The organism is Paludibaculum fermentans (assembly GCF_051172195.1).
GTDB classification, from domain to species: domain Bacteria; phylum Acidobacteriota; class Terriglobia; order Bryobacterales; family Bryobacteraceae; genus Paludibaculum; species Paludibaculum fermentans_A.
The window spans coordinates 234599-260623 of record NZ_JBPJAQ010000004.1 but is presented as its reverse complement, the minus strand read 5'-3'; the positions used below and the strand labels follow the sequence as shown (position 1 = coordinate 260623).

Below are 26025 nucleotides of genomic sequence, written 5' to 3'. Positions count from 1 at the left end.
AAGTTTCTAACATACTGCCATGGACGCATTTTTCAAGGGAATTGTGCTGGGTTTCTCGATTGCGGCTCCGGTGGGCCCGATTGGACTGCTGGTGTTGCGGCGCTCGCTGGCCGGTGGGATGCGGGCTGGTTTCGTGTGCGGATTGGGGGCTGCCGCGGCGGATCTCTGCTACGGCGCGCTGGCAGTGTTTGGGGTGACGCTGCTGGCGTCGTGGCAGCGGCCGGCGGCCTTGATCGGGGGCTTGCTGCTGTGCTGGCTGGCGTGGCAGACGTTGCGCAGCGAGCCGGGCGAGCAGGCGGCGCAGGGGTCGGGGTTCTGGTCGACGTTCCTGTTGACGATTACCAATCCGATGACGATTCTGGCGTTTGCGGCGATGGTGGCGGGCGTGGGCGCTGCGGCGCCGGGCTGGTTCATTGGCGGCGTGTTCGCGGGGTCGATGGCGTGGTGGGCAATTCTGTCGACAGGGGCGTCACTGCTGCGGCAGAGAGTGACGCCGGTGGCGTTTGTGTGGATCAACCGCGCGGCCGCTTGCGTGCTGTTCGGCTTTGGGCTGAGCGCGCTTAGTAAAGCGGTACTCGTGCGCCCTGTGTGACGGTGGCGGTGAGGCGACCTACGCCGTCGATGCGGGATTCGACGACATCGCCGGCTTTGATGCGGGCGCCTTTGGGACAGCCGGTGGAGATGAGGTCGCCGGGCTCCAGCGTGAAGAAGTCGCTGTGGAAGCGAACGAGCTCGTAGGGCAGGTGCCGCATGTGGTGGACGAAGTCGCGGGAGCAGATGCCGCTGTTGTGGCCGGTGATGACTTCGAGGGCGGCGACGTCGGGGACTTCGTCGGCGGTGACGATGATGGGTCCGAAGCTGAAGAAGGTATCGATGGATTTGGAGCGGGTGAGGTAGCGGGTGTTTCGGGCGAGGACGTCGAGGGCGGTGAGGTCGAGGGTGGTGGTGTAGCCGAAGATCACGCCGGGGACGTGCTCGGCTGGTACGAAGCGGCAGCGGCGTCCGATGATGACTCCGAGTTCGCCTTCGGCGTCGACGTCATTGGAGACTTCGGCCGGGGGCAGGACGATGTCGCCGCCGGGCGGGAAGAGGCAGGAGGCGGGCTTCATGAAGCTGCCGGGCTCCTCGGGCTGGACGGCGTTGATGTCCTCCGCGTGGCTCTTGTAGTTGAGGCCGATGCACCAGATCTTGGGCGGGGTGAAGGGCAGTTGGGGTGTGATGCCGGAGAGCGGTTCGCCTTCGACGCCGCGCAGGTCGTGCAGCGGGGTGAGGTCGCCGGACTGGATGAGGCTGAGCAGATCAGCGGGCAGGGCCGCGCCGCGCTTGGCGTTGATCTCCTTGAAGAGGACGGCGGCGCCGTCGTGGAGCACGGCCGGACCGTGCTGGGTGTTCATCAGTTTCATAAGCTTCTCGCGATGTCGACCAGGTCGGAAAAGAGGCCGTAGGCGGTTTGTTCGAGGCCGGGCTTGAGGGTGAAGACACCGAGCTTGCCCATGAGGTCGGTTTCGAGGACGAGGAGGTTGGAAGTGCCGCGCATGGAGGCGAGGATGTCGTCCTTGTCGAGGACCTCGGCGCGGACGCGGAGTTTGACGGCTCCAGCGGTGCGTTTCGCGCGGGCGACGAGGGCAACGGTTTTGCCGGTGGCCTGGATTTCGGCCAGTTTTTCGGGGGTGAGTTTGCCGATGCCGCGGCGGTCGACCTGTTGGGGGGTGACGCGGGCGTCCATGATGACGTTGGCGAGGGCGGCGGCTTTGCAGGCGGAGTCCCAGCCATCGATATCGAAGACGGGATCGGCTTCGGCGATACCGAGGGCGCGGGCTTCGGCGATGCCTTCGTCGAGGGTGAGGCCGCGGCTCATGGCGGCGAGGATCACTTTGGTGGTGGAGTTGAAGACTCCAGCGAAGCCTTCGATTTTGACACCGGGCAGATTGTTGCGGACGAGGTTGTAGACGGGGGTGCCGTCCATGGTGGTGGCCTCGTAGCGGAACTCGAGCCCGGCGCGGCGGGCCTCTTCGTGGAGGGCGGCGTAAGCGAAGGCGACGGGCCCTTTATTGGCGGTGATCACATGCATGCCGCGCGCGAGGGCGGTGCGGATGTGGGTGATGGCGGGCTCGCCGGATTCGGGGTTCAGCGGGGTGAGCTCGATGGCGATTTCAGCGCGGGCCGTGGCGAGAAATTCGTCGATGGACGGGGCGGCGGGGCCGAAGGCGGGCTCAGCCGGCAGACCCTTCAGATCGTAGGCCGAACCGTGGCGGGCGGTGTGGACCGCCACGATTCGGAAAGGATAGGCGGAACGTTTCTGTTCGAGGAGGCGCGCAAAGGCGCGCCCCACATTGCCATAACCGATGATTGCGACTCTCAAAACTCTAGCTTCTCAATGAGGGCGTTGAGTTCAGTGTCGAGGGTTATGTGGCGTTTGCGCAACTCGCTCTGGCGGTCGCGGAGTTGGGCGAGGGTGGTGTCGAGCCGGGCGAGTTCGGCGGCGTAGCGATTCACCTGAGCTTCCTGGCCGGCGATGCGGCTGAGGGAGTTGATGTTCTGACGGATGCGGTCCTGGTCGCGGCTGATCTCGGCGGTCTGGGTTTCGATCTGGCGGAGCTCATTGTCGGCGGCGGCGATTTCGGCTTTTTTGGCGGCAATGGCTTCGAGTTGTTTGCGGGCGGCGGGGGTGAGCTGCTTGTTCTGGATGTATTCGGCGAGAACGTCGGGGGTGAGCGAGCTGAGCATGATGGTCTGCTGGAGTTCGCGTTCCTGGACGACGGCGAGTTTGGCGTTGCCCTTGGCGGCGAGCTTCACGTTGAAGCGGTATTTGTTGGCGCTGGTCTCGTCGGCTTTGGGGCTGAGCAGCTTCTGGGTGGAGTCGACGGGGTGCTCGATGACGAGGGTCTTCTCCTTGGCGTCGGCGTTGTCGATGGTGTAGGTGGTCGTGGTGACGATGGCGCTGTGCGTGATCAGGATGCCGCGATTGGCTTTGAACGAGCGGATGACGTCGCTGGTGGTTTCAATGTTGGTGGTGACGCGGGTGCCCTGGTCGACGGAGTAGCTGATGAGTCGCTTTTCTCCGGCCTTGAGGGTTTCCATCAGAGCCTCGCCGGAGTAGCCGCCGCCCTGGTAGACGGTGATGGGGCCGCCGTCGAGGGTCTTGCCGGTGATGTTGGTGATTTCGGCGGCGTTGCGCGGGTTGAGCTGCGAACGGTCTGAGTAGACCAGGAGTTTGCGGGCGCCGATCTTCTGCTGGAGGAAGGGCAGGAGCATGGACTCGCCCTTCTTGGCGGTGACGGGGGTGGAGAAGCGGTATTCGAAGAGTTCACCGGCCTCGCGGGCTTCGGTGTTGATGTTGAGCATGCCGGAGCCGGCGGAGAGCATCATCGCCTCGGACGCGGGGGCAGGTGCGGGGGCCATGGCCATGGCGGGGGCGAAGGCGCGATTGGACTTGGCGGCGCGGTCGGCTCTGACTCCGCCGACGGCTACGCCTTCCATGCGGGCGTCGGCGTTCTTCATCATGGCGCTTTCGTAAAGGACGGGGGCGACGGGCTGATCGTCGGGCAGGGAGACTTCGGGCCGGGTGAGGAATTTGGGTTCGTAGAGGCGGCTGATGAAGGAGACGGGGCGGCCGCTGACGACGGTGAGGTCGACGTTGGTCCAGTCTTCGCCGGAGGCGTTGTCGACGATGGCCCAGCCTTCGAGGGTGGAGTCGCCGGTGTCGGCCAGGGCGAGGCGGTAGCTGGACTTCCAGACGGCGGCGGGGATGAGGTAGCGGGCGGTGAGCTTGCCGGCCGAAGTGGTGTCGATGAAGACGGCGCGTTTGTCCTTGGAGCGGGACTGGGCGATGGCGGTGAGGGCGTCGACGAACTGCTGCTGGAGTTTGGCGTCGGTGAGTTTCAGGCCCTGGGTGGCCTCGAGATCGATGAGGCGCATTTCGCCGGAGTCGGTGAGGATGGACAGTTCCTGGCGCTGGCCCTGCTGGGGCAGGGGGGCGAGGCGGCCGCTGATGATGACTCCGGAGACGGGGTTGCCTCCGTACTTGAGCTCGATGTGAGCGCCGCGCCAGCGGTCGAGGAGCTGGACGAGTGGCATCTCCTCGCGGATCTGGATGCCCTGGCCGGCCAGTTTGCGCTGCAGCGGTTCGCTGAGTTCATAGCGGATGCGGGAGACTCCGCCTTTGGCATCGACGACGAGCGACTTGAGGACGTCGTCCATCTCAGAGGCCTGGAAGTCGAGGCGGCCCGGTTCTCCCGCTTTTACTTCCCCCGATCGCTCATAGTAGGCGACTCCATTCTTGTATAGGATGACCTTGGTCACCGGCAAATCGGCCGCCTGGATCAGGCTGGCTGAGAGCATTACGGCGAGTGCTTGTTTCATGACGCCTCTCCTTCTTAGATGGTATGTTCAGAGGGCGCACCCATGGCGAACCTCTCGCTACTCCTGGTGGACGACGAACGGCCGCTGCTGAACCTGCTCCGCAAGTATTTGGAGCGGCAGGGCTATACGGTCGACGTGTGTGAAACCGGCCAGGCTGCTATCGAGAAATGCCGCGAGACCCCCTGTCCCTTTCAAATTGTTGTGTTGGATTTGAAGCTGCCGGATATGCCGGGGGAAGCGGTGATGGGTGTGCTGTTGCGCGAATCGGACACAGTGCGCGTGTTGATTTCCAGCGGGACGCCGTTCAGCAATGAAGCGGTGCCGGCGGCGTTGCGGCCCCGGGTGGGGTCGTTGTTGAAGCCGTTTGTGCCGAAGCAGCTGCTGGAGGCGATTGCGGCATTGGCGCCGGCGGTGAAGGCGGCGGGGAACGGCGGGTAGGTGGCTTGGCTCGCACAGAGCCGCGTTTGTTGGCTGGGGACTCCGGCTGACTCCTCCGCTCGCTGACGCTCACGGCTCTGTTTTTCGCGCACCTAGTCGAGCATCAGCATCAGCTTGTCGACGAAGTTCTCTTCGTCTTCTGACCACAGGATGCGGCGGTCGATGATGAGCTCGTTTTCGATGTCCTGGGCGAGGTGGAGCATGCTGCGGATGTTGGATTGGACCGGGCGGAGCTGGTCGCTTTGGGGCTGGGGCAGGTAAAGGGCCTCGGGGCCGAAGTAGACCCTTGCGTGCTCGCCGCGGCCGCTGTCGAATTCCGGGCCGTAGACTTCCAAGGTGATGGGCGAGGGCTTCAATTCCCAATCTCCATCCCATTGGTAGAGTTCCCAGCGGGTTTCGATCTGTAAAGCACAGTCGTCGTGAAGGAAGTCCTGGGCTCGGGTGGCGAGGCTTTGCGGGTCGAGATCGCCTTCGATGTACTCTTCCCACAAGGGCGCTTCCTGGAAGTTCAGGGCGCAGACGCGGAAAACGCCTCCGGGGGCGAGGCGGGAGACTGGGAGCACGCCCATGGCCTTCTTCATGTAGAGGGGGAGGGCCAAGGTGGAATAGTTCTTCAGCCAGAGAGAGAGGTAGAGGGGATCACCCATTAATTCCATTGTAAATCCGCCTGGCGGTTTAGCGAACTTCCTCGATCTCGAGGGAAACCGATTCCCACTCGGCCAGGACCTCGTCGAGCTGCTTGCGGCGCTGGTCTAGGAGTTCCATCTGGCGGCGGGTCTCTTCGGCATTGACGAAATCCTGGAGGGCCTGTTCGAGCTGTCCGATTTCGGCTTCGAGCTCCATGGATTTTGCTTCGAGTTTGGCGGCCTTGTCTTCCAACTGCTTCACTTTCAGCGGGTTGAGGCGTTGCTTGCGCGCTTCGGCCTTGGGGATGGACGGGTCTTCGACAACGGCCGCGGCGACGGGGGCCGAGACCACGGGGGAGCCGCCGGCTTTGCGGTATTGGTAGTCCTCGTAGTTGCCGGGGAAGACTTCCACTTCGCCGTTGGCGATTTCGAAGACCTTGGTGGCGAGTTTGTCGATGAAGTAGCGGTCATGCGAGACGAAGACCACGGTGCCGGTGAAGGCCTGGAGGGACTCTAGCAGGACGTCCTTGGCGCGCAGGTCCAGGTGGTTGGTGGGTTCGTCGAGCAGCAGGAAGTTTGACGGATTGAGCAGCATGCGGGCCAGGGCGTAGCGATTGCGTTCGCCGCCGCTGAGGACGCCGATCTGCTTGAAGACATCGTCTTCGCTGAACAGGAAGCAGCCCAGCAGGCTGCGGAGCTCGGTGACAGTCTTGCCGTTGGCGACGCTCATCAGGTCGTCGAGGAGGCGTGAGTCGGTGTCGAGTTCCTTGTACTGATCCTGGGCGAAATAGTCGGGCTGGACGTTGTGGCCGATCTTGTAATCGCCGCGGGTGAGGGATTCGGTGCCGGCCAGGAGTTTGATGAGGGTGGACTTACCGGCGCCGTTGACGCCGACGAGGGCGACGCGTTCGCCGCGCTCGATGGCGAAGTTCACTTTGTCGATGATGACGCGATCGCCGTAGGCCTTGCAGACGTTGGTGAACTCGGCCACGACGCGGCCGGAGGCTTTGGGCTGGGGGAAGGAGAAGTGAATGGCCTTCTCTTCGGGCGGGATCTCGATGCGCTCGATCTTCTCGAGTTCCTTAATGCGCGACTGCACCTGCTTGGCTTTGGTGGCCTGGTAGCGGAAGCGGTTGATGAAGGACTCGAGCTGTTCAATGCGCTCCTGCTGATTGCGGTAAGCGGATTCGAGCAGGGTGAGGCGTTCGGCTTTCTGGGAGAGATAGCGCTCGTAGCCGCCGGTGTAGAAGTGGAGATTTTTGTTCCAGAGTTCGACGATCTTGGAGACGGCGACATCGAGGAAGTAGCGGTCGTGGGAGATGAGGACGAAGGCGTTGGGGTAGTTGGCGAGGTACTCTTCCAGCCAGTTGCGGGCCTCGAGGTCGAGGTGGTTGGTGGGTTCGTCGAGCAGGAGGAGGTCGGGCTGTTCGAGCAGGAGCTTGGCGAGCGCGATGCGCATCTGCCAGCCGCCGGAGAAGTATTCGGTACGCTTGGTCCACTCTTCCTTGGGGAAGCCGAGGCCGCTGAGGACGGAGCCGACCTTGGCTTCGAGGGCGTAGCCGTCGCGATTCCGGAACTGGGAGTCGAGGTGGCCGAAGCGGTCGGTGGTGATGGCGTATTCTTCGCTGAGCGGGTCGAGTTCGCTCATGGCATGGGCGAGCTGTTCCATCTCGCGTTCCATGTCGCGGATGTGGTCGAAGACGGAGAGGCACTCTTCGAAGACGGTGCGGCCGGAGAGGCTGAGGCCATCCTGGGGCAGGTAGCCGGCGGTGATGCCTTTCTGGGTAGTGACGTCGCCGGAGTCGATGGTTTCGAAACCGGCGAGGATCTTCATGACGGTGGACTTGCCTGTACCGTTGGCGCCGACGAGGCCGACGCGGTCCTGCGGAGTGATGAGCCAGTTGACCCCATCGAAGAGGAGCTTCGGACCGAAGCGTTTACTGGCATTTACGAGCGAAATCATTAATTCGGGAACTCTCTTGTCAGCGCGCGGCGTGGCGCAGGATGCGGCCTCCGCGGGCGTCGGTCAATTTTCCGTCTTCCACCATGACGACGCCGTTGACGAGGACGAAGTCGAAGCCTTCGGTGTACTGGTGGGGTTGGGTGTAGGTAGCTTTGTCCTGGACGCGTTCGGGGTCGAAGACGAGGATATCGGCGGCGGCGCCTTCGCGAAGAACGCCGCGATCCTGGAAGTTGAAGGTGCGGGCCGGGAGGGAGGTCATGCGGCGGATGGCGTCTTCCCAGGTGAGGACTCCGCGTTTGCGGACGTATTCGGCGAGGACGCGGGCGTTGGTGCCATAGGCGCGGGGGTGGGGCATGCCTTCGCCGAAGATGCGGATTCCGCCGTCGCTGGCGATGCCGGTGTTGGGGTAGCGCATGATGCGCAGCATGTCGTCATCGCCCATGGAGTGGTAGATCATCTGGGCGCCGCCGGCGGCGATCATTTCGAGGATGGTGTCGATCTGGTTGGCGACTGTGGGCTCCTGGCCGCGCAGTTTGGTGACGTCGACGATATTCTTGCCTTCGAACTCGGGGTTGGGGGTGTAGCGGGCGACGATGGCGTAGCTGTAGTCGGGGTGGCCGAGGTCCTTGATCATGCGCTCCATCTGCTCGGCGATCTCCTTGCGGGAGCCGGGGGTGGTGAGGCGTTCCCTGATCTTGGCCTGGCCGTCGGCGAGGGCCCAGGAGGGCAGGGTGATGCCGAGGTTGGTGGAGGAGTGGTCGTACGGATACTGGTCGACGACGACATCGACGCCTTTGCGACGGTAGTCCTCGACCAAGGCGAGGGACTTGTCGCTCATGCCCCAGAGGCGCGGGGTATCGATCTTGAAGTGGGAGAGCTCGACGCGCATGCCGGCTTCCTGGCCGACGCGGGCGGCTTCGTTGATGGCATCGAGGATTTTTGCCCCTTCGTCGCGCATGTGGGAAGCGTAGACGCCCTGGTAGCTGGCGGCGGCGCGGGCGAGGTCGACGACTTCGTCGCTGTTGGAGTAAGTGCCGGGGATGTAGATGAGCCCGGTGGAGAAGCCGACGGCGCCTTCCTGCATGGCCTCGTGGATGAGGGCCTTCATTCTGGCGATCTCGTCGGGCGTAGCGGGGCGGTTCTCGGTGCCCATCACCTGGCGGCGGACGGTGTTGTGTCCGATGAGGGAGGCGAGGTTCAGGCCGAGGCCTTTGGCTTCGAGGGACTGGAACCACTCGGCCATATTGACGACGGAGCCGCCGCAGTTGCCGGTGACGATGGTGGTGACGCCGTCCAGCAGGTAGTTGTCGCCGCGCGGGACCTTTTCGACGGCGCCCTCGACATGCGTATGGACGTCGATGAAGCCGGGGCTGACGAGGCGGTTGCGGGCGTCGATGACGCGGGTGGCGGTGGCGCCGGGCAGGGCTCCGATGGCGGCGATGCGGCCGTCCTTGATGGCGATATCGGAGCGGAACCAGGGGTTGCCGGCGCCGTCGAGCAGGCGGCCGTTGCGGATAATTGTGTCGAACTGCTGGGCGTGCGTCAGCGCTGCGCTGAGCAGGAGGAGCGCGGGCAGTCTCCAGGATGGGTTCATGGATCGAATCTCAGGCGGCCAGCGGACCGCAGAAGAAGTCGAGCGAACGGGCTATGAAGGCACGGAGTTCGCTGCGCTTCACGACTGCGTCAAGGAAGCCGTGCTGAAGGACGAATTCGGCGCGCTGGAAGCCCTGGGGCAGCTTCTGGCGAATGGTTTGCTCGATGACGCGCGGACCGGCAAAGCCGATCAGGGCGCCGGGTTCGGCGATGTTGAGGTCGCCGAGCATGGCGAAGCTGGCGGTGACGCCACCGGTGGTGGGATCGGTCAGCAGGCTGATGTAAGGAACCTTGGCCTCGTCGAGCTTCATGAGCGCGGCGCTGATCTTGGCGAGCTGCATGAGGCTGATGGCGCCTTCCTGCATGCGAGCTCCGCCGGAGGCCGAGACGATCATGCAGGGCGATTTGTCGGCGATGGAGCGCTCGACCATGCGGGTGATCTTCTCACCAACCACCGAGCCCATCGAGCCGCCGATGAATTTCAATTCCATGGCGCAGACGTGCACCTGGCGGCCCTGGATTTTACCGGTGGCCGAGATGACGGCGTCCTTCATGCCGGTGCTTTTCTGCATGCCGGCGAGACGGTCTTTGTAGGGCTTGGAATCGACGAATTCCAGCGGGTCGGAGGACGTCATGCCGGCATCGTGTTCCTGCCACACGCCGTTGTCCATGAGGTAGTTGAGGCGTGTCCGGGCATCGATGCGGAAATGATGGCCGCATTTCGAGCAGCACTGCAGGGTCTCTTCGAGGTCTTTGCGCCAGATGATCTGGCGGCAGCTATCGCACTTGATCCACAACCCTTCGGTGCGGATATGGCGCTCTTCCTCGCTTTTGACGGCGGTGACTTTCTTCTGGAGTTTGAACCAGTCCATGGGTGGGCGGAGTCCGCCTTAAACCACCGTAACAAGTCGGGGCGGGTGTACTCAACTGCGATTCTCGGCGATACTGTCCCCTTGAAGCTGTATTTGTATTTCATCGGCAAGCCCCGGGACGTGCACTCGAACGGTATGGCGCAGGAGTTCGTGAAGCGGGCGTCGCGGTATATGGCTTGTGAAATGAGAGAGATCCAGCCGGGGCGGTTCGATCTTTTCGGGCGTCACACGACGGCCCGGAAGGTGTTTCTGGACCCGGCGGGCAAGCCGATGGACTCCCATGCATTTTCCATGCTGGTGGGGAAAGCGGAGCTGGAGGCGCGGGACGTGGTATTTCTGATAGGCGGGCACGACGGGTTGCCGCCGGAGTGGAAACCCAAGGCGGACCTGCTGCTGTCACTATCGCAGATGACGATGCCGCACGAACTGGCCCGGGCCGTTCTGGCCGAACAGATTTACAGGGCGCTGACCATGTTGCGGGGTCATCCGTATCCACGCTGAAGTTGCTCGAAGTTAGCGTTTAAGTAAAATAAAAACACAAGAGTTCTCCTTCATGCTGAAACAGACCATTTTTCGTGAGTACGACATTCGCGGCATCGCCGATGTGGAGATGCTGAGTCCGGATGTGATCGGCCTGGGCCGCGCCCTGGGGACTTTTCTGCTCCGCAATGGAGCGACCAGGATCAATGTCGGCCGGGATGTCCGCCTGAGCGGCCAGCGGTTGAAGGACGCGTTGGTGGAGGGACTGCTGAGCACGGGTTGCCAGGTGACGGACTTGGGCCAGGTGCCGACGCCGGTTCTTTACTATTCGGTGCATTATCTTGGCTCGGAGGCCGGGGTGATGATCACGGGCTCGCATAACCCTTCTGAATACAATGGGTTCAAGACGATGCTGGGGAAGGGCACGATCTATGGCGCCCAGATCCAGGAGGTCTACCGGATTCTGAAGGACGAGGATTTCATCATCGGGCAGGGCACGCTGGGCATGGCCGACGTGATCACTCCGTATGTGGAGGAGATTCCGCGGCAGTTCCAGTTCTCGCGGCGGGTGAAGGTGGTGTTCGACGCGGGCAACGGCGTGGCCGGGCCCACGATGCACCGGTTGCTGGAGAAGCTGGACGTCGAGGCGACCGAGATGTTCTTCGAGCCGGACGGGGCGTTTCCGAACCATCACCCGGATCCGACAGTGGAACACAATCTGGAGATGTTGAAGGCGGAAGTGGCGCGGCAGGGCGCTGAGTTGGGCATTGCCTTCGACGGGGATTCCGATCGCATTGGGGCCGTCGACGAGAAGGGCAACGTCATTTGGGGCGACATGCTGATGCTGATCTACGGGCGCGAGATCCTGACGCGGAAGCCGGGGGCGACGTTCATCGGCGAAGTGAAGTGCTCGCAGGTGATGTACGACGAGCTGAACCGGCTGGGCGCGAACGCGATCATGTACAAGACCGGCCACTCGCTGATCAAAGCCAAAATGAAGGAAGAGCATGCGGAACTGGCGGGCGAGATGTCGGGCCACATGTTCTTTGCGGACCGCTAATACGGGTACGACGATGCGTTGTACGCGGCCTGCCGGTTGATCGAGATTGTGGCGGATTCCGGCAAGCCGCTGTCGGCGCAGACGGACGGGCTGCCGAAGATGGTGTTTACTCCGGAGCTGCGGGTGGATTGCGCGGACGAGCTGAAGTTCAAAGTTGTCGATCGGGTAAAGGCGCATTTCCAGGCGATCCTGCCGACGGTGGACGTGGACGGGGTAAGAATCCTGTTCGACGAAGGCTGGGGGCTGGTGCGCGGGTCGAATACGCAGCCGATTCTGGTGTTGCGGTTTGAGGCGACCACGCAAGAGAAGCTGAATGAGTACCGGAAGACGGTGGAGGCTGTTGTGGAAGAGGCCAAGCGGGCCGTCGGGGCGTAGGCGCCAGAGGCGGCCTCCGCATTCACCGCTTATTCACTCCACAGTCGTTAAGTCGAGATAACGGGTCTCTACCATGGCCAATTGGCGGCGGCGCCAACCGCGCCAGCCTCACTTTGGAAATGGAGAACCCTGTGAACCTGAAACGAGCCCTGCCGGGCGTCCTGATGGTGCTGGCGTGCGCGCCTGCGTTCGCGCAAAGCAGCGCTCCCAGTGTGCGAATTCTGTTGCCGGAACATGCGCGGCTGCTGGAGAAGCAGCGGGTGGATATTGTGCTGGAAGTGCGGAACGCGGCCGCGGTGAGCGGTTTGAAGGTGCTGGCCGGGGGCGTGGATTGGACGTCGAAGTTCCAGGCTCCGGTGAAGGCGGCGCTGGATTGCGATACCTCGAGTGACTGGGTGGTGCGGGCGGACCTGCAGTCGTTCCCGACGCCGGGCCAGGTAAAGCTGGAGGTGTCGATTGCGGCGGATGGGACCACCGTGACGGACACCCGCACCGTGGAAGTGCGGGAGTTCAAGCTGCCGGACGGGCAGGCTCGGAACATCATCTTGTTTATCGGCGACGCAATGGGCACGGCGTATCGGGACGCGGCGCGGCTGGTGTCGCGGGCGATCGTCGACGGGAACGGAAAGAACTCGTTCCGCGACGGCTTCTTCGACGATCTGTTGCAGATGGACAAGATGCCGGTGAGCGGCATGTCGATGACCTATGGGACGGACTCGATTGTGCCGGATTCGGCCAATACGGGGACGGCGTGGGCTACGGGGAACAAGAGCTTCCTGAACGCGGTGAATTCGCTGGGCGACGGCACCGACTGCGCGTGGCGTACTACGGGTTTGACCAACGTGGCGACGCTGCCGTATATGACGGACAATCCGCGGGTGGAGAACCTGTGGCAGTATCTGAAGCGCCGCTACAGCTACCGGGCCGGGATTGTCTCGACGGCGGCGATCACCGATGCTACCCCGGCGGTGGAAGGTTCGTATGTGGCGTACCGGCAGATGCGGTTGGAGATTGCACGGCAGTACCGCGAGAATCCGATGCTGAGCGGGCGTCCGGCGTTCGATGTGATCCTGGGCGGCGGCGCGGATCCTTTCACGGCGGCGGGCCGGACGGACAAGCGCGACCTGATTGGCGAGTTCCAGGCGCTGGGGTACAACTACGTGACGACGGCGTCGCAACTGAAGAATGTCTACGGTCCTTCGGTGCTGGGATTGTTCAAGGGCTCGGCCAGTCCGGCTCCGGCGAGCAACGGGATTGCGACGGCTTCGGATGTGAACATGGATGTCGCTTACGACAAGCTGCGCTTGACGCGGCCGGCGTCGGAGCCTACGGCCAACCTGGGCGCGTATCCCGACCAGCCGATGCTGGATGTGATGACGCAGAAGGCGATCGATGTTCTGGCCGGGAGCTTCACGCAGGCTCCGTTCATTCTGATGGTGGAAGCGGCGTCGATCGATAAGCAGTCGCACCCGAACCAGGCGGCAGGCGTGTTCTGGGACACGATCGAGTTCGATAAATCGATTGGCGTGGCGCGGGCGTGGGCGGCGAAGCGGTCGTTGAAGGATACGCTGATTGTGGTGACGGCCGATCACGACCAGTCGATGCACATCATCGGCGTCAGCAATACGCCGGATTCGGAGTACTTCGACCGGACGAAGAGCGAGAAGATCTCGTATACGACCTCGCGCGGCGATCAGAATTTCACGGTGTGGGGCGATTCGTACTCGAATGCTCGCGCCGGGCTGCCGTTCATCAACACCAGCACGACGGCGTCGAACAATGGAGGCGCGGCGGCAATGCCGGGCAGCTTCGCTTCGACTGACAGCGCGAGCGATCCAGCGTCAAGCACCTATTCGGCCTACTCCGGTTTGACGGCTTACAAGCTGGATGCGGCCACGGGTTATCCGGTGAATTCGGGCGCCGGGCTGCGGCGTCTGGCGGTGGGTTTCCGGACGGGCGACCATACGGGTTCCAGCGTGCCGGTGACGGCGGAAGGTCCGGGTGCGTTCCTGTTCACGGGGTATATGGACCAGACGGATATCTTCTTCAAGATTGCCGACGCGATTGCCGGCGATACGACGGAAGCGGACAAGCTGCTGGACCTGCTGGTGAACGGCAAGTATCCCAAGACGGTCGGGAAGTGAGCACGGGGCGACGATGAACAGACTGATTGTACTGCTGGGGGCGCTGCTGACCGCGGCGCCCCCAGCGCTGTTATCAGGGGCTGATGCGCCGACGCGATTGCCGGCTCTGGCGGATCCCCAGGTGAAGGCAGACGGGGTGGTGTGGTTGACGTTGGACGAGTCGATGGAGGAGGTGGTGCGGGCCCTGGGGCGGCCGGCGCTGGTGGCGGAGTCCGGCGGCGGGTTGGTGTCGTGGCAGTTCCAACTGGGCGAGATCGACCACCACGATTTCTCGCATGTGCTGGTGTTCCGGGCGGCGGACCGGAAGCTGCTGAGCGTGACACGGAACTACGAGCCGGAGCGAAACGTGGACGCGCTGTTCCCTGGCGATGCGACGCGCGGGTATGTGGTGCCGGGTGCGGCAGGTTACCGGATGCGGGTGCGGAGGCTGCCGGGCGGGCGTCTGCTGATGGCGCTGGGGTTGGGGCAGGCTGGTGCGCCGGTAGGGCAGCTTGTCCTGATGCGGGAATCGGAAGTTGGGCGGTTCTACCCCTGGCTGGCGCGAGAGCTGGCGGCCGAGCGTTAACGGGGTGGTGCGTCGACGCGGCCGGCTACGGGCCGGACCACGGTGGTGGGGCCGCAGATTCCTACGCCCACTTTCTGCAGAGCCGAGAGGAAGTTGAACAGCACGGCGTAGAGGACCTTCTCATTTAATGGCTGGCGGCCGGGGAGACGGAAATGAGAGGGAAGTTCCTTGAAGACCTGGACGGAAAGTGCGCGGGAGTGGGGCCGTCCCCCGGCATCGCGTTTGTTGGCGACGACGAAGGGGGTTTGGAGGACGCCGCCGGTACGGCCATCCACATAGAACTGGCAACGGGAGAACCAGCCGGTGTTGGTGGGATCGGAAGCATCGAACAGCAGCAGCGGGCCGTCGCGATCGAGTGCGCTGAGCTCGAGCAGCGAGCTGCGGGGGGTGTCGGTGACCTCGCAGACGAAGCCGGTTTCCTCGGCTCCCTGGCGAAGCAGGTCCGCGTCGAGTTCCAAGACGACAACCTGGTGCGTTCCTGCCTGAAGCAATTGCATTCCCTATCATTCTAACCTGAGGAGATGCCCCGCTACGCCAAGTCTCGAGTGCTGGTTCTGTTCGATATCGATGGGACGCTGTTGAGCCGGTCTGGACCTCATCACCGGCAAGTGCTGGAGGAGGCGATCTGGCAGGTGGCCGGGGTGCGGAGTACGACGGACGGGATTCCGGTACAGGGGATGCTGGACGGCGACATCCTGCAATGCATGTTGCGGCAGGCGGGCGCGGCGGAGGCGGCTCCGGAGCTGATGCTGGCGATTATGAAGAAAGCGCAGGCCCTTTATGTGCGGCGTTGTCCGGACCTGCGGGAGAAGGTTTGCCCCGGGGCTCCGCAATTGCTGGAGCGGCTGGCGGCGGAAGGGGTGGTGGTGGGGCTGGTGACGGGGAACCTGTCGAGGATCGGGTGGCGGAAGATGACGCAGGCGGGATTGCGGCCGCATATCCGGTATGGGGCGTTTGCGGAGCAGGGGGCGACCCGGGCCGAACTGGCGGGCTTGGCGCTGGCGGAAGCGCGGCGGCGCGAGTGGCTGGAGGCGCCAACGGTGGCAACGCTGATTGGGGATCATCCGAACGACATTCTGGCGGCGCGGGCGAACGGGTTGCGCAGCGTGGCGGTGGGAACGGGTGTCGTACCATAGGATGAGCTCGCGCAGCACCGTCCGGACATTCTTGTTCCCGATTTGCGCGCGCTGAAACTGGAGCAACTGATTTGCGCGGATTAGTGATGGTGCTTGTGGCCGCGGCCTGCCTGGGCGGTTGCCGGCGGAATGCGGGCGATCAGCCCAAGGTGCTGTTGGACGCGATTCTCATGGACGGATCGGGGCGGCCGCCGGTGTCGGGATCGGTGGTGGTGGTGCACAATGGCGTGGTCACGGCGTTGGGTGAGAAGTCGCAGACGCAGATCCCGTCTGATGGCGTGCTGTTCCACGTGCAGGGGAAGTTCATATTTCCAGCGGATCCGAGCGCGCCGCTGCGTGTAGGCGGTCCAGCTAACCTGTTGATTGTGAACGTGAATCCGGCCAGCGATCCGGAGTATGCGAAGAAGACGAGCGGCCGGATGACGAACGGCCACTGGGATCAATACCCGCAATAAGCGGCGGCTAGGGGAGCACCCGGAAGGGTTGCTGGACCTCTTGCGGGCGGTTGCCACGGGCATTCATCTGGCCGATTTTGGCGGAGGCGCGGAATATGGCGCCGACCGGAATGATGCCACCGAGCTTAAAGTCGGCTACGGCGCCGAGTACCATGGAGGCGATGCAGCCGCAGGCGGAGCAGTCCGGATTGCCGCCGAACTGGCAGGGCGTGATCTCGGTTTTGAGATCGGCCGAGACGGTTTGGGTGGTCTGGGCGAAGACGCAGTCGGACGGGCTGGAGGGCGGAGTGGCGAACTGTTTGATCAGCCGTTCCGGCATGTCGAGCTTGGGGTAGTGCTTCCTCAGTTGTAGTAGATCAGTGATGACCTGGGCGCGTTCGGCCTTGGTGAGCATCTCGGGCAGGTCGTCGCCGATCTGGGGTGTAAAGAGGCTGAACCAGATCTTGCGGATCTCGTCGCGCGGAGCCCAGAAGTCCAGGAACTCCTTGAGGTAACCGGGGCGCTTCATCATCTGGCCGGTGACGGTGCAGTGGACGGTGATGCGCTGGCCCTGGATGTTCTTGAGAATACGGTCGTATGTGGCCGGGGTGCGGCGGACGTCGTGTTCTTCGCGCAGGCCGTCGATGGAGACGACGACATTGAGGCGCGGCAGGTCGACCCAGCCGGCTGGCAGCGTACGGAAGGCGCTGGTGACGATCTGGACGTGGATGCCACGATCGAGCAGCATGGGGACCATTTGCTCGAGTTCGCGGTAACGAACGAGCGGATCTCCACCCACAATTGACAGATGTAACGGTTTTAAGCGGTCCACGACGCCCATAACGCCGTCGACCAAGGCCTGGCCTTTACGGTCAGCGAGTTCCCGAAGGGTAACTCCGCCGCCGAGGTGAGACTCGTCATAGGCGTAACAACCGGGACAGCGCAGGGGGCACTCACGGGTAATCTCGATGGACAGGGTGGGGCGATTTCCCTTTAGAATCATGCCCCAGGCTTGCACTACGTGTTTCGTCTGCACCCGGCTTCACTCCTTCAACACTTTTGTCCAGGAAAGCAATCGGACAGACTCACTCGGCCTCGGACGGAGAATAAAAGGCCAATAGAATGGCCAGTGATTTGTTCATGATTGGTCACGCGAACTGCGGGTTTATACCAGCTTATTCTGATTGGATGCGTTGCGTGACGGTTTTGTTTCAGAGCTTTGGCAGGAGAGCGATGACACCTTGGGAGGGACTGGCGATGACATGGGCCGCAATGAGCTTGCCGAGGCCTTCGACCTTCCTTTTCCCGGCTTCCACGGCGGCGGAAACGGCCGCGACGTCGCCCTTGATGATGACGGTGATATAGCCGCCGCCCAGTTTCTCGCGGGCCAGTACCTCGACGGAAGCGGTCTTGAGAGCGGTGTCGATGGCTTCGAAGACTGCCGTAAAGCCCTGGGTCTCAATCAATCCGACGGCGAAACCTGCCTGTTGATCCACGACTTTCTCCTTATCTTTCACATTATCCGGCACTTGGACGGTGGCCTGCGAGAATAGCGGGTTGAAGTCCGGCAGGGCTTCATAGGCTGCCGGGGCTCCTTCGTGCGGCGCCGCAATGACGTCCGCCACGATCTGCACCATCATCTTTTCAGCGATTTGGCGGGCGGCGGCGGCGGCCGACTGGACATCGCCGAGCGGGCCGATGACTTTCAGGCAGACGCCGGGCTGATCGTTCAGTTCCGCCTGCAGGATGCGGACCGAGCCGGTCTTTTCCATGGCGTCCAGGATGAGCATGGCCGGCGACCAGCCGCCCACCTCAATGAATGCTACGGCTTCCGGCAGATCAGACCCCGTTCTTCGAGCTGCCCGACGATTTCGAGCGCGATCTGGGTGATGCGATCCTTCTCGATGTTGCCAGTGCGCGGGGCGCAGCCGCCGGCGGGCGGTTCGACGATGCCGGAATCGGCCAGCATGCAGCGCAGGGTACGGGCGAGGGCGGCTTTGTTTTCATCCTGCTTCGGGGTGGAGGGCTGCCGGCCCTGGCCGAAGTCGAAGCCACGGAGGGCGGCGCCGGCGCGGAAGCCGTCGGGGAACTCGAACGGGTAGAGCATGAGGTCGAACAGTTCGAGGATGGTGGTCTGAAGCTTCAGGGCGTCGTTCCACTGGCCGGAGGTGGTGAGGTCGTAGAGTTTCCGCATGAGCTCCGGCGCGACGTTGCTGGTGGCGTTGGTGCCGCCGTCGGCGCCGATCATGAGCATGGGGGCGAGGACAACATCCCAGCCGGTGAGGAAGGTGAAGTCGGGGCGGTTGGGACGGACCGCGGCGATCATGCGGAGCATGAAGGCGACGTCGCCGGTGGAGTCCTTGATGCCGATAATGCGTTCGAACTCGGACAGCCGCTGGATGGTGGGCACATCGATGGGGCTGGCGAACATGGGGATGTTGTAGAGCGTGACATCGATGGGCGAGTTTTTGGCGATTTCGGCGAAGTGGGCGTAGAGGGACTCGGGCCCGAGTTTGTAGTAGAACGGCGAGACGATGGCCACCGCGCGGGCGCCGTACCCGGCGTAAGTCTCGCAGGCCTTTAGCGTTTCGCGGATGTTGGCTTCGGCGGCGCCGGCGAGAACCGGGACTCGTCCCTTGGCGACTTCGCAGGTGATGCGGGCGATGCGCTGGCGCTCTTCCGCGGTGAAGCGGGTGAACTCTCCGGTGGAGCCGTTGGGATAGAGACCATGGACGCCCTTGTCGATGAGCCACGACAGGAAGCGCCGCATCTCGGCTTCGTTGATTTGCCCCTTCTCATCCACCGGGACGAGAGTCGGGGTGAACACGCCTTTCAGTTTCACTTCCATCCACGATATCAAGTTCCGAAGCAGGACAAGCTGCTACTGTTGGGGCGGCTTTTCCTTGAGCTTGTCTTCGGGGATGGGCTCCGCGCTGGTGTCGAAGGTAATGGACGATTCGGCGCCGAACTTGCGGTAGTTGCGGAACTGGACTTCGTTCTTCACCAGGATTTTGCCCTCGCGCATCTGCATTTCGGAGCGCAGGGGCAGGAGGAACTGATTGTTGGAGATGGAGGTGAAGTCGTAGTCGAGCATGGTGGTGGCGACCTGGATGGGGAACGAGGCCGGCATGTTCTCGGCTTCCAGGGTGACGCGCAGCACGATGGGGGTGGTCTTGTCGACGTAGATGAGGCCCTTGTAGCCGGGTACGATTTCCATCTGGCGCTGCCAGGAGACGTGCCACTTCGAGCGCGATTGATTGACGCGGTAGGAGTAGACGTGGACGAGGTTGCCGCGCAGCTTGGCCCAGCGTTCCCAGTGGAATTCGGCCTCGGTGGAGGGCTCGAAGATTTCGCGCAGCATGCTGCCGAATTCGCCGCTGGAGGTGGCGCCGCCCAGTTTGTCGCGATCCATCTCGGTGAGGTTGCCGTTGACGGAGATGAGCTTGTAGTTTTCCTTCTGTTCGAAGTAGCTGAGGCGCTCGATCACGCGGTCGACCATGTGGAACATCTCGAGGCCGGAGGGGTCGACATAGCGCTGGGTGACCTGGGTGCAGATGAAGTCGGGCAGGCGCTTGGTGTAATTGAGCGCGACCTCGCGTGCCTCCTCGATCACCTTCGCCTGTTCTTCCGAGCTGGGTGGGGGCATGGGCGGAGGCGGGGGCGCTTTGGCTACCACGGGGTCGCGAGCCGGCTTTGAGAGGTTCGCGGTGGACGTGACCAGGGTCTGCAGGGCTTCGGAAGTACGGGCGCCGATGCCTTCGCCCTGCATTTCTTCGAGATCCCGGGCGGTGAACTGTTCAGTGAGCTTTACGTTCTTCAGATAGTCAGCTACCTGTTTGTCCGGGTGTTTCAGCTGAATGGACGAGCGAAGGAACGACTTCAACTGGCCCACGGTCAGCCGCATGCCCTGACCGAACGACAGGGTGGCCGCCAGACACAACACAAGTAGAGAGCGCAGGCTCATGCCACTAGAATAGACGCCTCTTGCGGCCCGCGGGTTGTGTTCCATTTGCGGGACCCAGCGCTTTTTCGATAGCCGCAGTGGCGATGGGGGCCATGATGCGGTAGCCGCCCGGGTTCGGGTGGAGGCCGTCATCCGCCAGATTCGAGGCCATTTGGCCATCGGCGGCGGCCATGGCGGGGTAGTAGTCGAGGTAGGTATAGCCGCGTTTCTCGCACAGCGCCTGCAGCCACTTGTTCATTTCCAGGATGGCGGCCGGCGGGCGGAGTTTGGTGCGCTCCCACATGGGGTTGACGTTCTTGTGGTGATCGGAGACGGGCAGGATGCTGGCCAGGACCACCTTGATCTTGTGGAGGTCGGCGAGGTCGCAGATCATGGTCAGGTTGTTCTGGATGACGGACGGATTGACGCCGCGGCCGATGTCATTGGTGCCGGCCAGGATCACGACGGCCGCGGGTTTCAGCAGGACCACGTCGGCCTGGAAGCGGGCCAGCATCTGGCTGGTGATCTGGCCGTTGATGCCGCGATTGACATAGTCCTTGCCGGAGAAGTACTCGTTCAGCCGCCACATGTCGGTGATGGAGTCGCCGAGGAAGACGACGCGGGGATTCCTGGGGTCGGGGGCAGGCAGGGAGGTGTTGGCGTCGCGGTAGCGGGCGGTTTCGTCGCGATCGGGCGAGCGGAGTTCGGCCTGCAGGCCGGCAATCTGCTGCTGGAAGTACAGCTCGATTTTGCCCAGGTTGTCGCGCAGTTCGGCCAGTTGCAGGCGGCCGATCTCGGGGAAGGGCACTGGTTTAGGAACGGTATCCGAGATGAGGACGAAGGCGTGCAGGTTGGTCATGAACCGGTAGTGGAGCTGCGGGTTCCGGATCCCGAGGAACTTCAGGCTCTCCATGGCCTGGCGCATATTTTCGGCCAGGGGGACGCCGGCTCGGCCGAGTTCGGGACTGGCGATGCCGCTGGCTTCAATCAACTGCAGGCTGCGTTCATACAGGGCGAGCACCTGCTGGTCGTCGGGCACCGCGGAGGCCGCGTTTTGCGGCTGGGCGGAAAGTGGCAGAACCGCTGCCAGGAATGTACACATGGCAATCCTCAGCATGAATAATTCTCCCTCTTCTCCGGGCTACTGGGCCTTTTCGAGCTGCAGGGTGAGTGTGCCCACGTAGAACGGAAGCTGGATTCTAATCTGCACCGGGAGCCGTTTTTCGTCATCGCTGATCCAGATGAACAGGCGGCCCTTCCGGCCGTACAAAACTCCATTGAACAGAAACGCCTCATATCGGGTGGACGGGAACTGGCCCAGCGGGGTTTTGATGGTCTCTTTCTGCTGGGCCTCGACGCGCGCCATGACGACCTTTTTGCCGTCGCTGATGGGCAGTTCCAGGACGGAACCGGGGGCTGGGTGCTGTTGGCGCAGTTTGTGGAGACCGCCGGTGACATCGTGGACACAGGCGGGTATGTCGATCTCTTTCGTGAGGGCGACGGTATTGGTGTTCAGGTCCTTTTCCAGAAACGAGGAGCGTTTTTTGGTCCGGTCGAAGCTAGCTTTGACTTCGCGATTGCGGCGGCCTTCGTGGACATCCCAGGTGATGGACGTGGCGCACAGGCCGGGGTCGAACATGGCTCGGTAGGTGTCGTTGACGGTGAACAGGGTGGCCACGAGGCCGACGCTCTTCATGAGCATGTCCAGTTGCCGGTCGCCTTCAGCCCACTTCAGCTGGACTTCTCCGGCGCGCACGAAGCGCCATTCGACTCCGTAGGTGAGGGTTTCGGGCTGATTGGGCGTGGCCGTCTGCGCAAGGCAGTGCCCCGCCAGCAAGAGAACCAGAACTACAATCGCGCCGCCTGGCGGATTCCACAAGCGCATGTCCACTCCAGTCTTGCAGATGGACTCCGAAAGCCGCAAACGCGGAGCAATGCGGCGGCGCCGGGCGCCAAAGCCGCCAAGAACTAAAGTTACCAGCCCGTGGAGCCGATGGTAGGGCCATGAGCCGACTTGCGCCTGAGGTGCATCCGTGAAGACGACCTGGTGCCTGACGCTGGCCGTCTTCGCCGCGCTGGTTTTCGCGCCGCTTTCCGTTGCCAAGGAAAAGACGCCCGCGCAGCGGCGTGCTGCCTCCAAACCGCCCACGATCCAGCAGGGCATGAAAGAGCGCAAGCGCCAGATGAAGCGGGACAAGCGGAGCATGCGGCAGTTGGAGGCCTTCCGGAGCCGTCCCAAGGTCCGGTTGTAGGCGCTTCTATTTCAACGGATCACGCGGTTTGTAGCCGAGTTCGCGCGTGAGCACTTCCACCAGCCGTTCCAGCACTTTGACCCGGGCCCAGTGTTTGTCGTTACCTTCGACGACGGTCCAGGGGGCGGTGCGGGTGCTGGTCCTCAGCAGCATCTCCTCGACGGCTTCTTCGTAGTCGCTCCACTTGGCGCGGTTGCGCCAGTCCTCGTCGGTGAGTTTCCACGCTTTGTAGCCGATCCGCTGGCGTTCCTCAAAGCGTTTCAACTGCTCTTCCTGCGAGATCTGGACCCAGAACTTGGCGAGGATGCAGCCGGAGTCGCGGAGCTGCCGTTCAAAGGAGTTGATCTCCTTGTAGGCGCGTTTCCATTCGGCCTCGGTGCAGAAGCCTTCGACGCGTTCGACCAGGACGCGGCCGTACCAGGAGCGGTCGAAGATGGCGATCTGGCCCTTTTCCGGCAGGCGGCGCCAGAATCGGTAGAGGTAGTGGCGAGTCTTGTCTTCCCCTTGCGGAGCGCTGATGGGATAGACGGCATAGCCGCGCGGGTCGAGCTTTTCGGTGATGCGTTTGATGGCGCCACCCTTGCCGGCGGCATCCCAGCCTTCGAAGGCGAGGACGACGGGGCGTTTCTGCTGGTAGACCTGCCAACCAAGCTCCCTGAGCTGGATCTGGCCCCGGGTGAGCCGTTTGGCGTAGTCGGCGCGATCGAGTTTCTGCTTGAGGTCGAGGGTTTCCAGCATCAGGCTTCTCCGTTGCCCTCGTTTTCCAGGGTGTCCATGATGCGGCGCAGTTCGGCATCGTGCCGGATTTCCGCGCTGGCCTCCTCGACGGGCGGGACGTCGGGGCCGAGCGCCTTTTCGAGGGCGGCGATGATGGTGAGAAAGACCTTGCGGCGGGCGTACCAGCGGGAGGTGCCCTCCACGATGGTCCAGGGGGCGAACTCGCTTTCGGTGAGCTCCAGCATCTCCTCGGCCGCTTCGAGGTATTGGTCGTAGAGTTTCTGGCGTGCCCAATCCTGCGAGGTGACACGCCAGGATTCCAGCGGATCGGCCTCGATATTCTCGAAGCGCCGTTTCTGTTCCTTTTTGCTGATGTGGAACCAGAACTTGAGGATGACCGTGCCGTCGTCGGCCAGCATCCGCTCGAATTCGATGATGTCTTTGTAGGCCTTGCGCCAGGTCTTTTCGGGCACCAGTTTTTCGACGCGCTCATCCAGGACGCGGTGGTACCAGGAGTGGTCGAAGATGGTCATCTCCCCGCGATTGGGGGCCTTGAGCCAGAAGCGCCAGAGCCAGGGATGGTTCTGTTCGTAGGTGCGGGGCGGCTGGATGGAATAGAGTTTGAAGCCGCGCGGATCCAGGCGCTGGGTGAGGGTGGAGATGGAACTGCCTTTGCCGGAGGCATCCCAGCCCTCGAAGATGACCATGGAGGGGATGCGGTGGTCCCAGCAGGCTTTCTCCAGCGTGTAGAGCCGCCGCTGGAGGGCCGGCATCTCTTGTTTGTATTCGGCGCGCGCCAGTTTCCGTTTCAGGTTTACGTTTTCTAGCATCGGCTTTTGAGGAGGATCGCCTGCGCGCTGTGCGGTTTCTCGGTGTCCTTGCGGGGCATCTTCTCGTAAGTACCGTCCGGCTTCATGCGGCGCGCCTTCACGTTATCGGCCAGATAGACTGACAGGATTCTATCGCGGATCTGCCGCACGAGCGAGGCTTTCTGGATGGGGAACAGGGTTTCCACGCGCCGGTTGATATTGCGCGGCATGATGTCGGCGGAGCCGATGTAGATCTCTTCGTCGCCGTCGTTGCGGAAGTAGAGGATGCGGCTGTGCTCCAGGAAGCGGCCGACGACGCTGATGACGCGGATGTTGTCGCTGACGCCGGGCACGCCGGGCCGCAGGCAGCAGATGCCGCGGCAGAGGAGATCGACCTGGACCCCGGCCTGCGATGCCTTGTAGAGCAGCCGGATGACGCGGGGATCCACCAGGGCATTCATCTTCATGATGATGCGGGCGTCTTTGCCGGCCTTGGCGTGGGCGATCTCGCGCTGGATGAGGCCTTCCAGCCGCTGGCGGAGATTGATGGGGGCGACCAGTAGTTTGCGGTAGTCCGATTTGGCGGAATAGCCGGTGAGGTAGTTGAACAGGTCGGTGCTGTCGGCGCCGAAGTCCTCGTCACAGGTAAACAGGCCGAGATCGGTATAGAGATGCGCGGTGACTGCGTTGTAGTTGCCGGTGGACAGGTGGACGTAGCGGCGCATGAGATTGGCTTCGCGGCGGACCACCATGGCGACCTTGCAGTGGACTTTCATGCCGACCAGGCCGTAGACGACGTGGACGCCCTCTTTTTCCAGCGCCCTCGCCCATTCAATATTCGACTCCTCGTCGAAGCGGGCTTTGAGTTCCACCAGCACGGCCACCTGTTTGCCGTTCTCGTTGGCTTCGAGCAGGGCCTCGACGACCGGCGCGTTGCGGCCCACGCGGTAGAGGGTCATTTTGATGGCCAGCACCTGCGGATCGCGCGCGGCAGCTCGAAGGAAGTCCACCACGGGCTGGAAGCTGTCGAAGGGCTGGTGCAGCAGGATGTCGCCGCGGCGGACCATGCTGAAGATATCTTCGTCTTCGGCGCTCTGCTTCAATGTGGCGGGCGTGAAGGGAGCGTCTTTCAGCTCCGGCCGGTCGAGCGAGGCCAGGTGGCGCAGGCGGACGAGGGAGAGCGGGCCCTCGGTCTTGTAGACGTCGGTATCGTCGATTTCGAGGTTGGTTTTGAGGATTTCGAGCAGGCGCTCCGGCATCTGCTTAGGTACCTGGAGGCGCACGATGGCGCCGAAGCGGCGCTGGCGGACACCCTCCTCGATGGTTTCCAGCAGGTCTTCCGCTTCCAGTTCCTGGATGGCCATTTCGGCATCGCGGGTGACGTGGAAGGGATGGGACTCGACGATCTCCATGCCCGGAAAGAGCGCGCCCAGGTTGGCCTGGATGACCTGCTCGATCCAGGCGAAGGACACGCCTTTGCCGTTGCGCTTGTGGGCCGTACGCTGCAGCGGCACCAGCTGGGGCAGGGTATCGGGCACCTTGACGCGGGCGAAGTGTTCGACGCCGTTGGGATCGCGGATCAGCACGGACAGGTTCAGGCTGAGGTTCGAGATGTGCGGAAAGGGGCGCCCGGGATCGAAGGCGAGCGGAGTGAGGACCGGATAGATCGTGTCGTCGAAGTAGCGCCGGGCGTGCTCCTTCTGGTGCTCGCTGAGCTCCTTGTATTCGAGCACATGGATGCCGTGGGTGCGCAGCTCGTCAAAGAGCAGTTTCCGGCAAGCCTGGGCCTCGGCAAACAGAGACTGGCAATAGGTCCGGATTGCCTCCAACTGGCGTGCCGGGGACATGCCGTCCGGGCCAGCGTCGAGGATGCCGGATTCGATCTGGTTAGCGACGCCCGCGACGCGCACCATAAAGAACTCGTCCAGGTTGGAGCCCAGGATGGAGAGGAACTTGACCCGCTCGAGCAGGGGATTGCTGGGATCCCGCGCCTCTTCCAGCACCCTGGATTGGAACGCCAGCAGGCTGAGTTCCCGGTTCAGGTAGAGCGAGGGCGCGTTGAGGTCGACAGGCGCCGGCTCCGATTTCTCTTTCCTGGGGCTGCTTTTCGAAGTCGCGGCCGGAACTGTTTTTACGATTTTCCTTTTGTTGCCCGGCATATGCGCTTCTAACAGGGTAGCCGACACCCGCTTCCGGCGCTGGGACGAGTTTCCCGCTCGACAAGATTGTGCGCTCCGTTCTCTAATCAATCAAGGT

27 protein-coding genes are annotated in these 26025 nt (G+C 62.9%); 10 read left to right on the top strand and 17 right to left on the bottom strand.

Translation table 11 applies throughout. From position 1 onward, the window contains the following. The first annotated feature begins 19 nt into the window (after positions 1–19). A complete protein-coding gene (locus tag ACR9Y2_RS37865; protein ID WP_435047109.1) occupies positions 20–592 on the top strand; it encodes a LysE family translocator in 573 nt (190 codons plus the stop codon). Here ACR9Y2_RS37865 and ACR9Y2_RS37860 read toward each other — a convergent pair. Genes ACR9Y2_RS37860 through ACR9Y2_RS37850 form a run of 3 tightly spaced genes read right to left on the bottom strand, consistent with a single transcriptional unit; the run spans position 561 to position 4362 of the window. Continuing rightward, positions 561–1403 (bottom strand): fumarylacetoacetate hydrolase family protein, encoded by an 843-nt coding sequence (locus tag ACR9Y2_RS37860; RefSeq protein WP_435047108.1) that lies wholly within the window; start codon positions 1401–1403, stop codon positions 561–563. The genes ACR9Y2_RS37865 and ACR9Y2_RS37860 overlap by 32 nt on opposite strands. Beyond that, the gene (locus ACR9Y2_RS37855; RefSeq protein WP_435047107.1) at positions 1400–2362 is read right to left on the bottom strand and encodes a homoserine dehydrogenase; all 963 of its coding nucleotides are present in this window, start codon (positions 2360–2362) and stop codon (positions 1400–1402) included. The genes ACR9Y2_RS37860 and ACR9Y2_RS37855 overlap by 4 nt, the downstream gene beginning before the upstream one ends. Further along, positions 2359–4362 carry a DUF4139 domain-containing protein gene (locus tag ACR9Y2_RS37850; RefSeq protein ID WP_435047106.1) on the bottom strand — a complete coding sequence of 668 codons (2004 nt, stop codon included), beginning with the start codon at positions 4360–4362 and terminating at the stop codon, positions 2359–2361. The genes ACR9Y2_RS37855 and ACR9Y2_RS37850 overlap by 4 nt, the downstream gene beginning before the upstream one ends. 42 nt (positions 4363–4404) lie before the next feature. Between ACR9Y2_RS37850 and ACR9Y2_RS37845 the strand changes: the two genes are divergently transcribed. Continuing rightward, complete coding sequence (locus tag ACR9Y2_RS37845) at positions 4405–4800, top strand: response regulator (protein ID WP_435047105.1); 396 nt, start codon at positions 4405–4407, stop codon at positions 4798–4800. A gap of 92 nt (positions 4801–4892) precedes the next feature. Here the strand turns inward: ACR9Y2_RS37845 and ACR9Y2_RS37840 are convergent, their stop codons facing one another. The 4 genes from ACR9Y2_RS37840 to accD are packed head-to-tail and all read right to left on the bottom strand — an operon-like array spanning position 4893 to position 9854. After that, a complete protein-coding gene (locus ACR9Y2_RS37840) occupies positions 4893–5456 on the bottom strand; it encodes a hypothetical protein (protein WP_435047104.1) in 564 nt (187 codons plus the stop codon). A gap of 19 nt (positions 5457–5475) precedes the next feature. After that, positions 5476–7389 (bottom strand): ABC-F family ATP-binding cassette domain-containing protein, encoded by a 1914-nt coding sequence (locus ACR9Y2_RS37835; RefSeq protein ID WP_435047103.1) that lies wholly within the window; start codon positions 7387–7389, stop codon positions 5476–5478. 19 nt (positions 7390–7408) lie between these two features. Next, entirely contained in the window at positions 7409–8983 is a 1575-nt protein-coding gene (locus tag ACR9Y2_RS37830; RefSeq protein ID WP_435047102.1) for an N-acyl-D-amino-acid deacylase family protein, read from the bottom strand. A 10-nt stretch (positions 8984–8993) separates the two neighbouring features. Next, on the bottom strand, positions 8994–9854 hold the full coding sequence (gene accD / locus ACR9Y2_RS37825) for an acetyl-CoA carboxylase, carboxyltransferase subunit beta (protein WP_435047101.1): 861 nt from the start codon (positions 9852–9854) through the stop codon (positions 8994–8996). Between the two features lie 81 nt (positions 9855–9935). On the opposite strand from accD, the gene ACR9Y2_RS37820 reads away from it, so the two are divergent. The 5 genes from ACR9Y2_RS37820 to ACR9Y2_RS37800 all read left to right on the top strand — a co-directional run bounded on the left by ACR9Y2_RS37820 (position 9936) and on the right by ACR9Y2_RS37800 (position 14478). Next, positions 9936–10355: a 23S rRNA (pseudouridine(1915)-N(3))-methyltransferase RlmH gene (locus ACR9Y2_RS37820; protein WP_435047100.1), complete on the top strand. Its 420-nt coding sequence runs from the start codon at positions 9936–9938 to the stop codon at positions 10353–10355. A 52-nt stretch (positions 10356–10407) separates the two neighbouring features. Further along, positions 10408–11394 (top strand): phosphomannomutase/phosphoglucomutase, encoded by a 987-nt coding sequence (locus tag ACR9Y2_RS37815; protein WP_435047099.1) that lies wholly within the window; start codon positions 10408–10410, stop codon positions 11392–11394. Positions 11395–11412: 18 nt separating this feature from the next. Next, complete coding sequence (locus ACR9Y2_RS37810) at positions 11413–11769, top strand: hypothetical protein (protein ID WP_435047098.1); 357 nt, start codon at positions 11413–11415, stop codon at positions 11767–11769. 131 nt (positions 11770–11900) lie between these two features. Next, positions 11901–13913, top strand: coding sequence for an alkaline phosphatase (locus ACR9Y2_RS37805; RefSeq protein WP_435047097.1), 2013 nt, complete (start codon positions 11901–11903; stop codon positions 13911–13913). Between the two features lie 13 nt (positions 13914–13926). Beyond that, on the top strand, positions 13927–14478 hold the full coding sequence (locus ACR9Y2_RS37800; RefSeq protein WP_435047096.1) for a hypothetical protein: 552 nt from the start codon (positions 13927–13929) through the stop codon (positions 14476–14478). On the opposite strand, the gene ACR9Y2_RS37795 is transcribed toward ACR9Y2_RS37800, so the two are convergent. Further along, positions 14475–14975 (bottom strand): hypothetical protein, encoded by a 501-nt coding sequence (locus ACR9Y2_RS37795; RefSeq protein WP_435047095.1) that lies wholly within the window; start codon positions 14973–14975, stop codon positions 14475–14477. The two genes, ACR9Y2_RS37800 and ACR9Y2_RS37795, sit on opposite strands and share 4 nt — an antisense overlap. 24 nt (positions 14976–14999) lie before the next feature. On the opposite strand from ACR9Y2_RS37795, the gene ACR9Y2_RS37790 reads away from it, so the two are divergent. Together ACR9Y2_RS37790 and ACR9Y2_RS37785 are read left to right on the top strand one after the other, a co-directional pair. Then, positions 15000–15614: an HAD family hydrolase gene (locus ACR9Y2_RS37790; RefSeq protein ID WP_435047094.1), complete on the top strand. Its 615-nt coding sequence runs from the start codon at positions 15000–15002 to the stop codon at positions 15612–15614. Between the two features lie 71 nt (positions 15615–15685). Next, positions 15686–16069 carry a hypothetical protein gene (locus tag ACR9Y2_RS37785; RefSeq protein ID WP_435047093.1) on the top strand — a complete coding sequence of 128 codons (384 nt, stop codon included), beginning with the start codon at positions 15686–15688 and terminating at the stop codon, positions 16067–16069. A 7-nt stretch (positions 16070–16076) separates the two neighbouring features. Here ACR9Y2_RS37785 and ACR9Y2_RS37780 read toward each other — a convergent pair whose 3' ends face one another. From ACR9Y2_RS37780 to ACR9Y2_RS37755, 6 genes are all read right to left on the bottom strand, one after another. Next, a complete protein-coding gene (locus ACR9Y2_RS37780; RefSeq protein WP_435047092.1) occupies positions 16077–17084 on the bottom strand; it encodes a radical SAM protein in 1008 nt (335 codons plus the stop codon). Positions 17085–17259: 175 nt separating this feature from the next. After that, positions 17260–17859 (bottom strand): BMC domain-containing protein, encoded by a 600-nt coding sequence (locus tag ACR9Y2_RS37775; protein WP_435047091.1) that lies wholly within the window; start codon positions 17857–17859, stop codon positions 17260–17262. Positions 17860–17870: 11 nt separating this feature from the next. Then, complete coding sequence (locus tag ACR9Y2_RS37770; RefSeq protein ID WP_435047090.1) at positions 17871–18896, bottom strand: dihydrodipicolinate synthase family protein; 1026 nt, start codon at positions 18894–18896, stop codon at positions 17871–17873. Positions 18897–18929: 33 nt separating this feature from the next. After that, positions 18930–20012 (bottom strand): hypothetical protein, encoded by a 1083-nt coding sequence (locus ACR9Y2_RS37765; RefSeq protein ID WP_435047089.1) that lies wholly within the window; start codon positions 20010–20012, stop codon positions 18930–18932. Between the two features lie 4 nt (positions 20013–20016). After that, positions 20017–21108, bottom strand: coding sequence for a GDSL-type esterase/lipase family protein (locus ACR9Y2_RS37760; protein WP_435047088.1), 1092 nt, complete (start codon positions 21106–21108; stop codon positions 20017–20019). 24 nt (positions 21109–21132) lie between these two features. Next, a complete protein-coding gene (locus tag ACR9Y2_RS37755; protein WP_435047087.1) occupies positions 21133–21876 on the bottom strand; it encodes a DUF3108 domain-containing protein in 744 nt (247 codons plus the stop codon). Positions 21877–22024: 148 nt separating this feature from the next. Here ACR9Y2_RS37755 and ACR9Y2_RS37750 point away from each other — a divergent pair, with 148 nt between their 5' ends. Further along, entirely contained in the window at positions 22025–22243 is a 219-nt protein-coding gene (locus tag ACR9Y2_RS37750; protein ID WP_435047086.1) for a hypothetical protein, read from the top strand. 6 nt (positions 22244–22249) lie between these two features. Here ACR9Y2_RS37750 and ACR9Y2_RS37745 read toward each other — a convergent pair whose 3' ends face one another. The 3 genes from ACR9Y2_RS37745 to ppk1 are packed head-to-tail and all read right to left on the bottom strand — an operon-like array spanning position 22250 to position 25928. After that, positions 22250–22981 carry a hypothetical protein gene (locus ACR9Y2_RS37745; RefSeq protein WP_435047085.1) on the bottom strand — a complete coding sequence of 244 codons (732 nt, stop codon included), beginning with the start codon at positions 22979–22981 and terminating at the stop codon, positions 22250–22252. Next, the gene (locus ACR9Y2_RS37740; protein ID WP_435047084.1) at positions 22981–23790 is read right to left on the bottom strand and encodes a polyphosphate kinase 2 family protein; all 810 of its coding nucleotides are present in this window, start codon (positions 23788–23790) and stop codon (positions 22981–22983) included. The genes ACR9Y2_RS37745 and ACR9Y2_RS37740 overlap by 1 nt, the downstream gene beginning before the upstream one ends. After that, entirely contained in the window at positions 23784–25928 is a 2145-nt protein-coding gene (gene ppk1 / locus ACR9Y2_RS37735; protein WP_435047083.1) for a polyphosphate kinase 1, read from the bottom strand. The genes ACR9Y2_RS37740 and ppk1 overlap by 7 nt, the downstream gene beginning before the upstream one ends. Between the last annotated feature and the right edge of the window lie 97 nt (positions 25929–26025).

Bases quoted from the DNA above. Each gene is read 5' to 3' on its own strand.
- ACR9Y2_RS37865 (WP_435047109.1), top strand. From the start codon at position 20: ATGGACGCATTTTTCAAGGGAATTGTGCTGGGTTTCTCGATTGCGGCT.
- ACR9Y2_RS37860 (WP_435047108.1), bottom strand. From the start codon at position 1,403: ATGAAACTGATGAACACCCAGCACGGTCCGGCCGTGCTCCACGACGGC.
- ACR9Y2_RS37850 (WP_435047106.1), bottom strand. From the start codon at position 4,362: ATGAAACAAGCACTCGCCGTAATGCTCTCAGCCAGCCTGATCCAGGCG.
- ACR9Y2_RS37845 (WP_435047105.1), top strand. From the start codon at position 4,405: ATGGCGAACCTCTCGCTACTCCTGGTGGACGACGAACGGCCGCTGCTG.
- ACR9Y2_RS37840 (WP_435047104.1), bottom strand. From the start codon at position 5,456: ATGGAATTAATGGGTGATCCCCTCTACCTCTCTCTCTGGCTGAAGAAC.
- ACR9Y2_RS37835 (WP_435047103.1), bottom strand. From the start codon at position 7,389: ATGATTTCGCTCGTAAATGCCAGTAAACGCTTCGGTCCGAAGCTCCTC.
- ACR9Y2_RS37830 (WP_435047102.1), bottom strand. From the start codon at position 8,983: ATGAACCCATCCTGGAGACTGCCCGCGCTCCTCCTGCTCAGCGCAGCG.
- accD (WP_435047101.1), bottom strand. From the start codon at position 9,854: ATGGACTGGTTCAAACTCCAGAAGAAAGTCACCGCCGTCAAAAGCGAG.
- ACR9Y2_RS37815 (WP_435047099.1), top strand. From the start codon at position 10,408: ATGCTGAAACAGACCATTTTTCGTGAGTACGACATTCGCGGCATCGCC.
- ACR9Y2_RS37800 (WP_435047096.1), top strand. From the start codon at position 13,927: ATGAACAGACTGATTGTACTGCTGGGGGCGCTGCTGACCGCGGCGCCC.
- ACR9Y2_RS37795 (WP_435047095.1), bottom strand. From the start codon at position 14,975: ATGCAATTGCTTCAGGCAGGAACGCACCAGGTTGTCGTCTTGGAACTC.
- ACR9Y2_RS37790 (WP_435047094.1), top strand. From the start codon at position 15,000: ATGCCCCGCTACGCCAAGTCTCGAGTGCTGGTTCTGTTCGATATCGAT.
- ACR9Y2_RS37770 (WP_435047090.1), bottom strand. From the start codon at position 18,896: ATGGAAGTGAAACTGAAAGGCGTGTTCACCCCGACTCTCGTCCCGGTG.
- ACR9Y2_RS37765 (WP_435047089.1), bottom strand. From the start codon at position 20,012: ATGAGCCTGCGCTCTCTACTTGTGTTGTGTCTGGCGGCCACCCTGTCG.
- ACR9Y2_RS37760 (WP_435047088.1), bottom strand. From the start codon at position 21,108: ATGCTGAGGATTGCCATGTGTACATTCCTGGCAGCGGTTCTGCCACTT.
- ACR9Y2_RS37755 (WP_435047087.1), bottom strand. From the start codon at position 21,876: ATGCGCTTGTGGAATCCGCCAGGCGGCGCGATTGTAGTTCTGGTTCTC.
- ACR9Y2_RS37745 (WP_435047085.1), bottom strand. From the start codon at position 22,981: ATGCTGGAAACCCTCGACCTCAAGCAGAAACTCGATCGCGCCGACTAC.
- ACR9Y2_RS37740 (WP_435047084.1), bottom strand. From the start codon at position 23,790: ATGCTAGAAAACGTAAACCTGAAACGGAAACTGGCGCGCGCCGAATAC.
- ppk1 (WP_435047083.1), bottom strand. From the start codon at position 25,928: ATGCCGGGCAACAAAAGGAAAATCGTAAAAACAGTTCCGGCCGCGACT.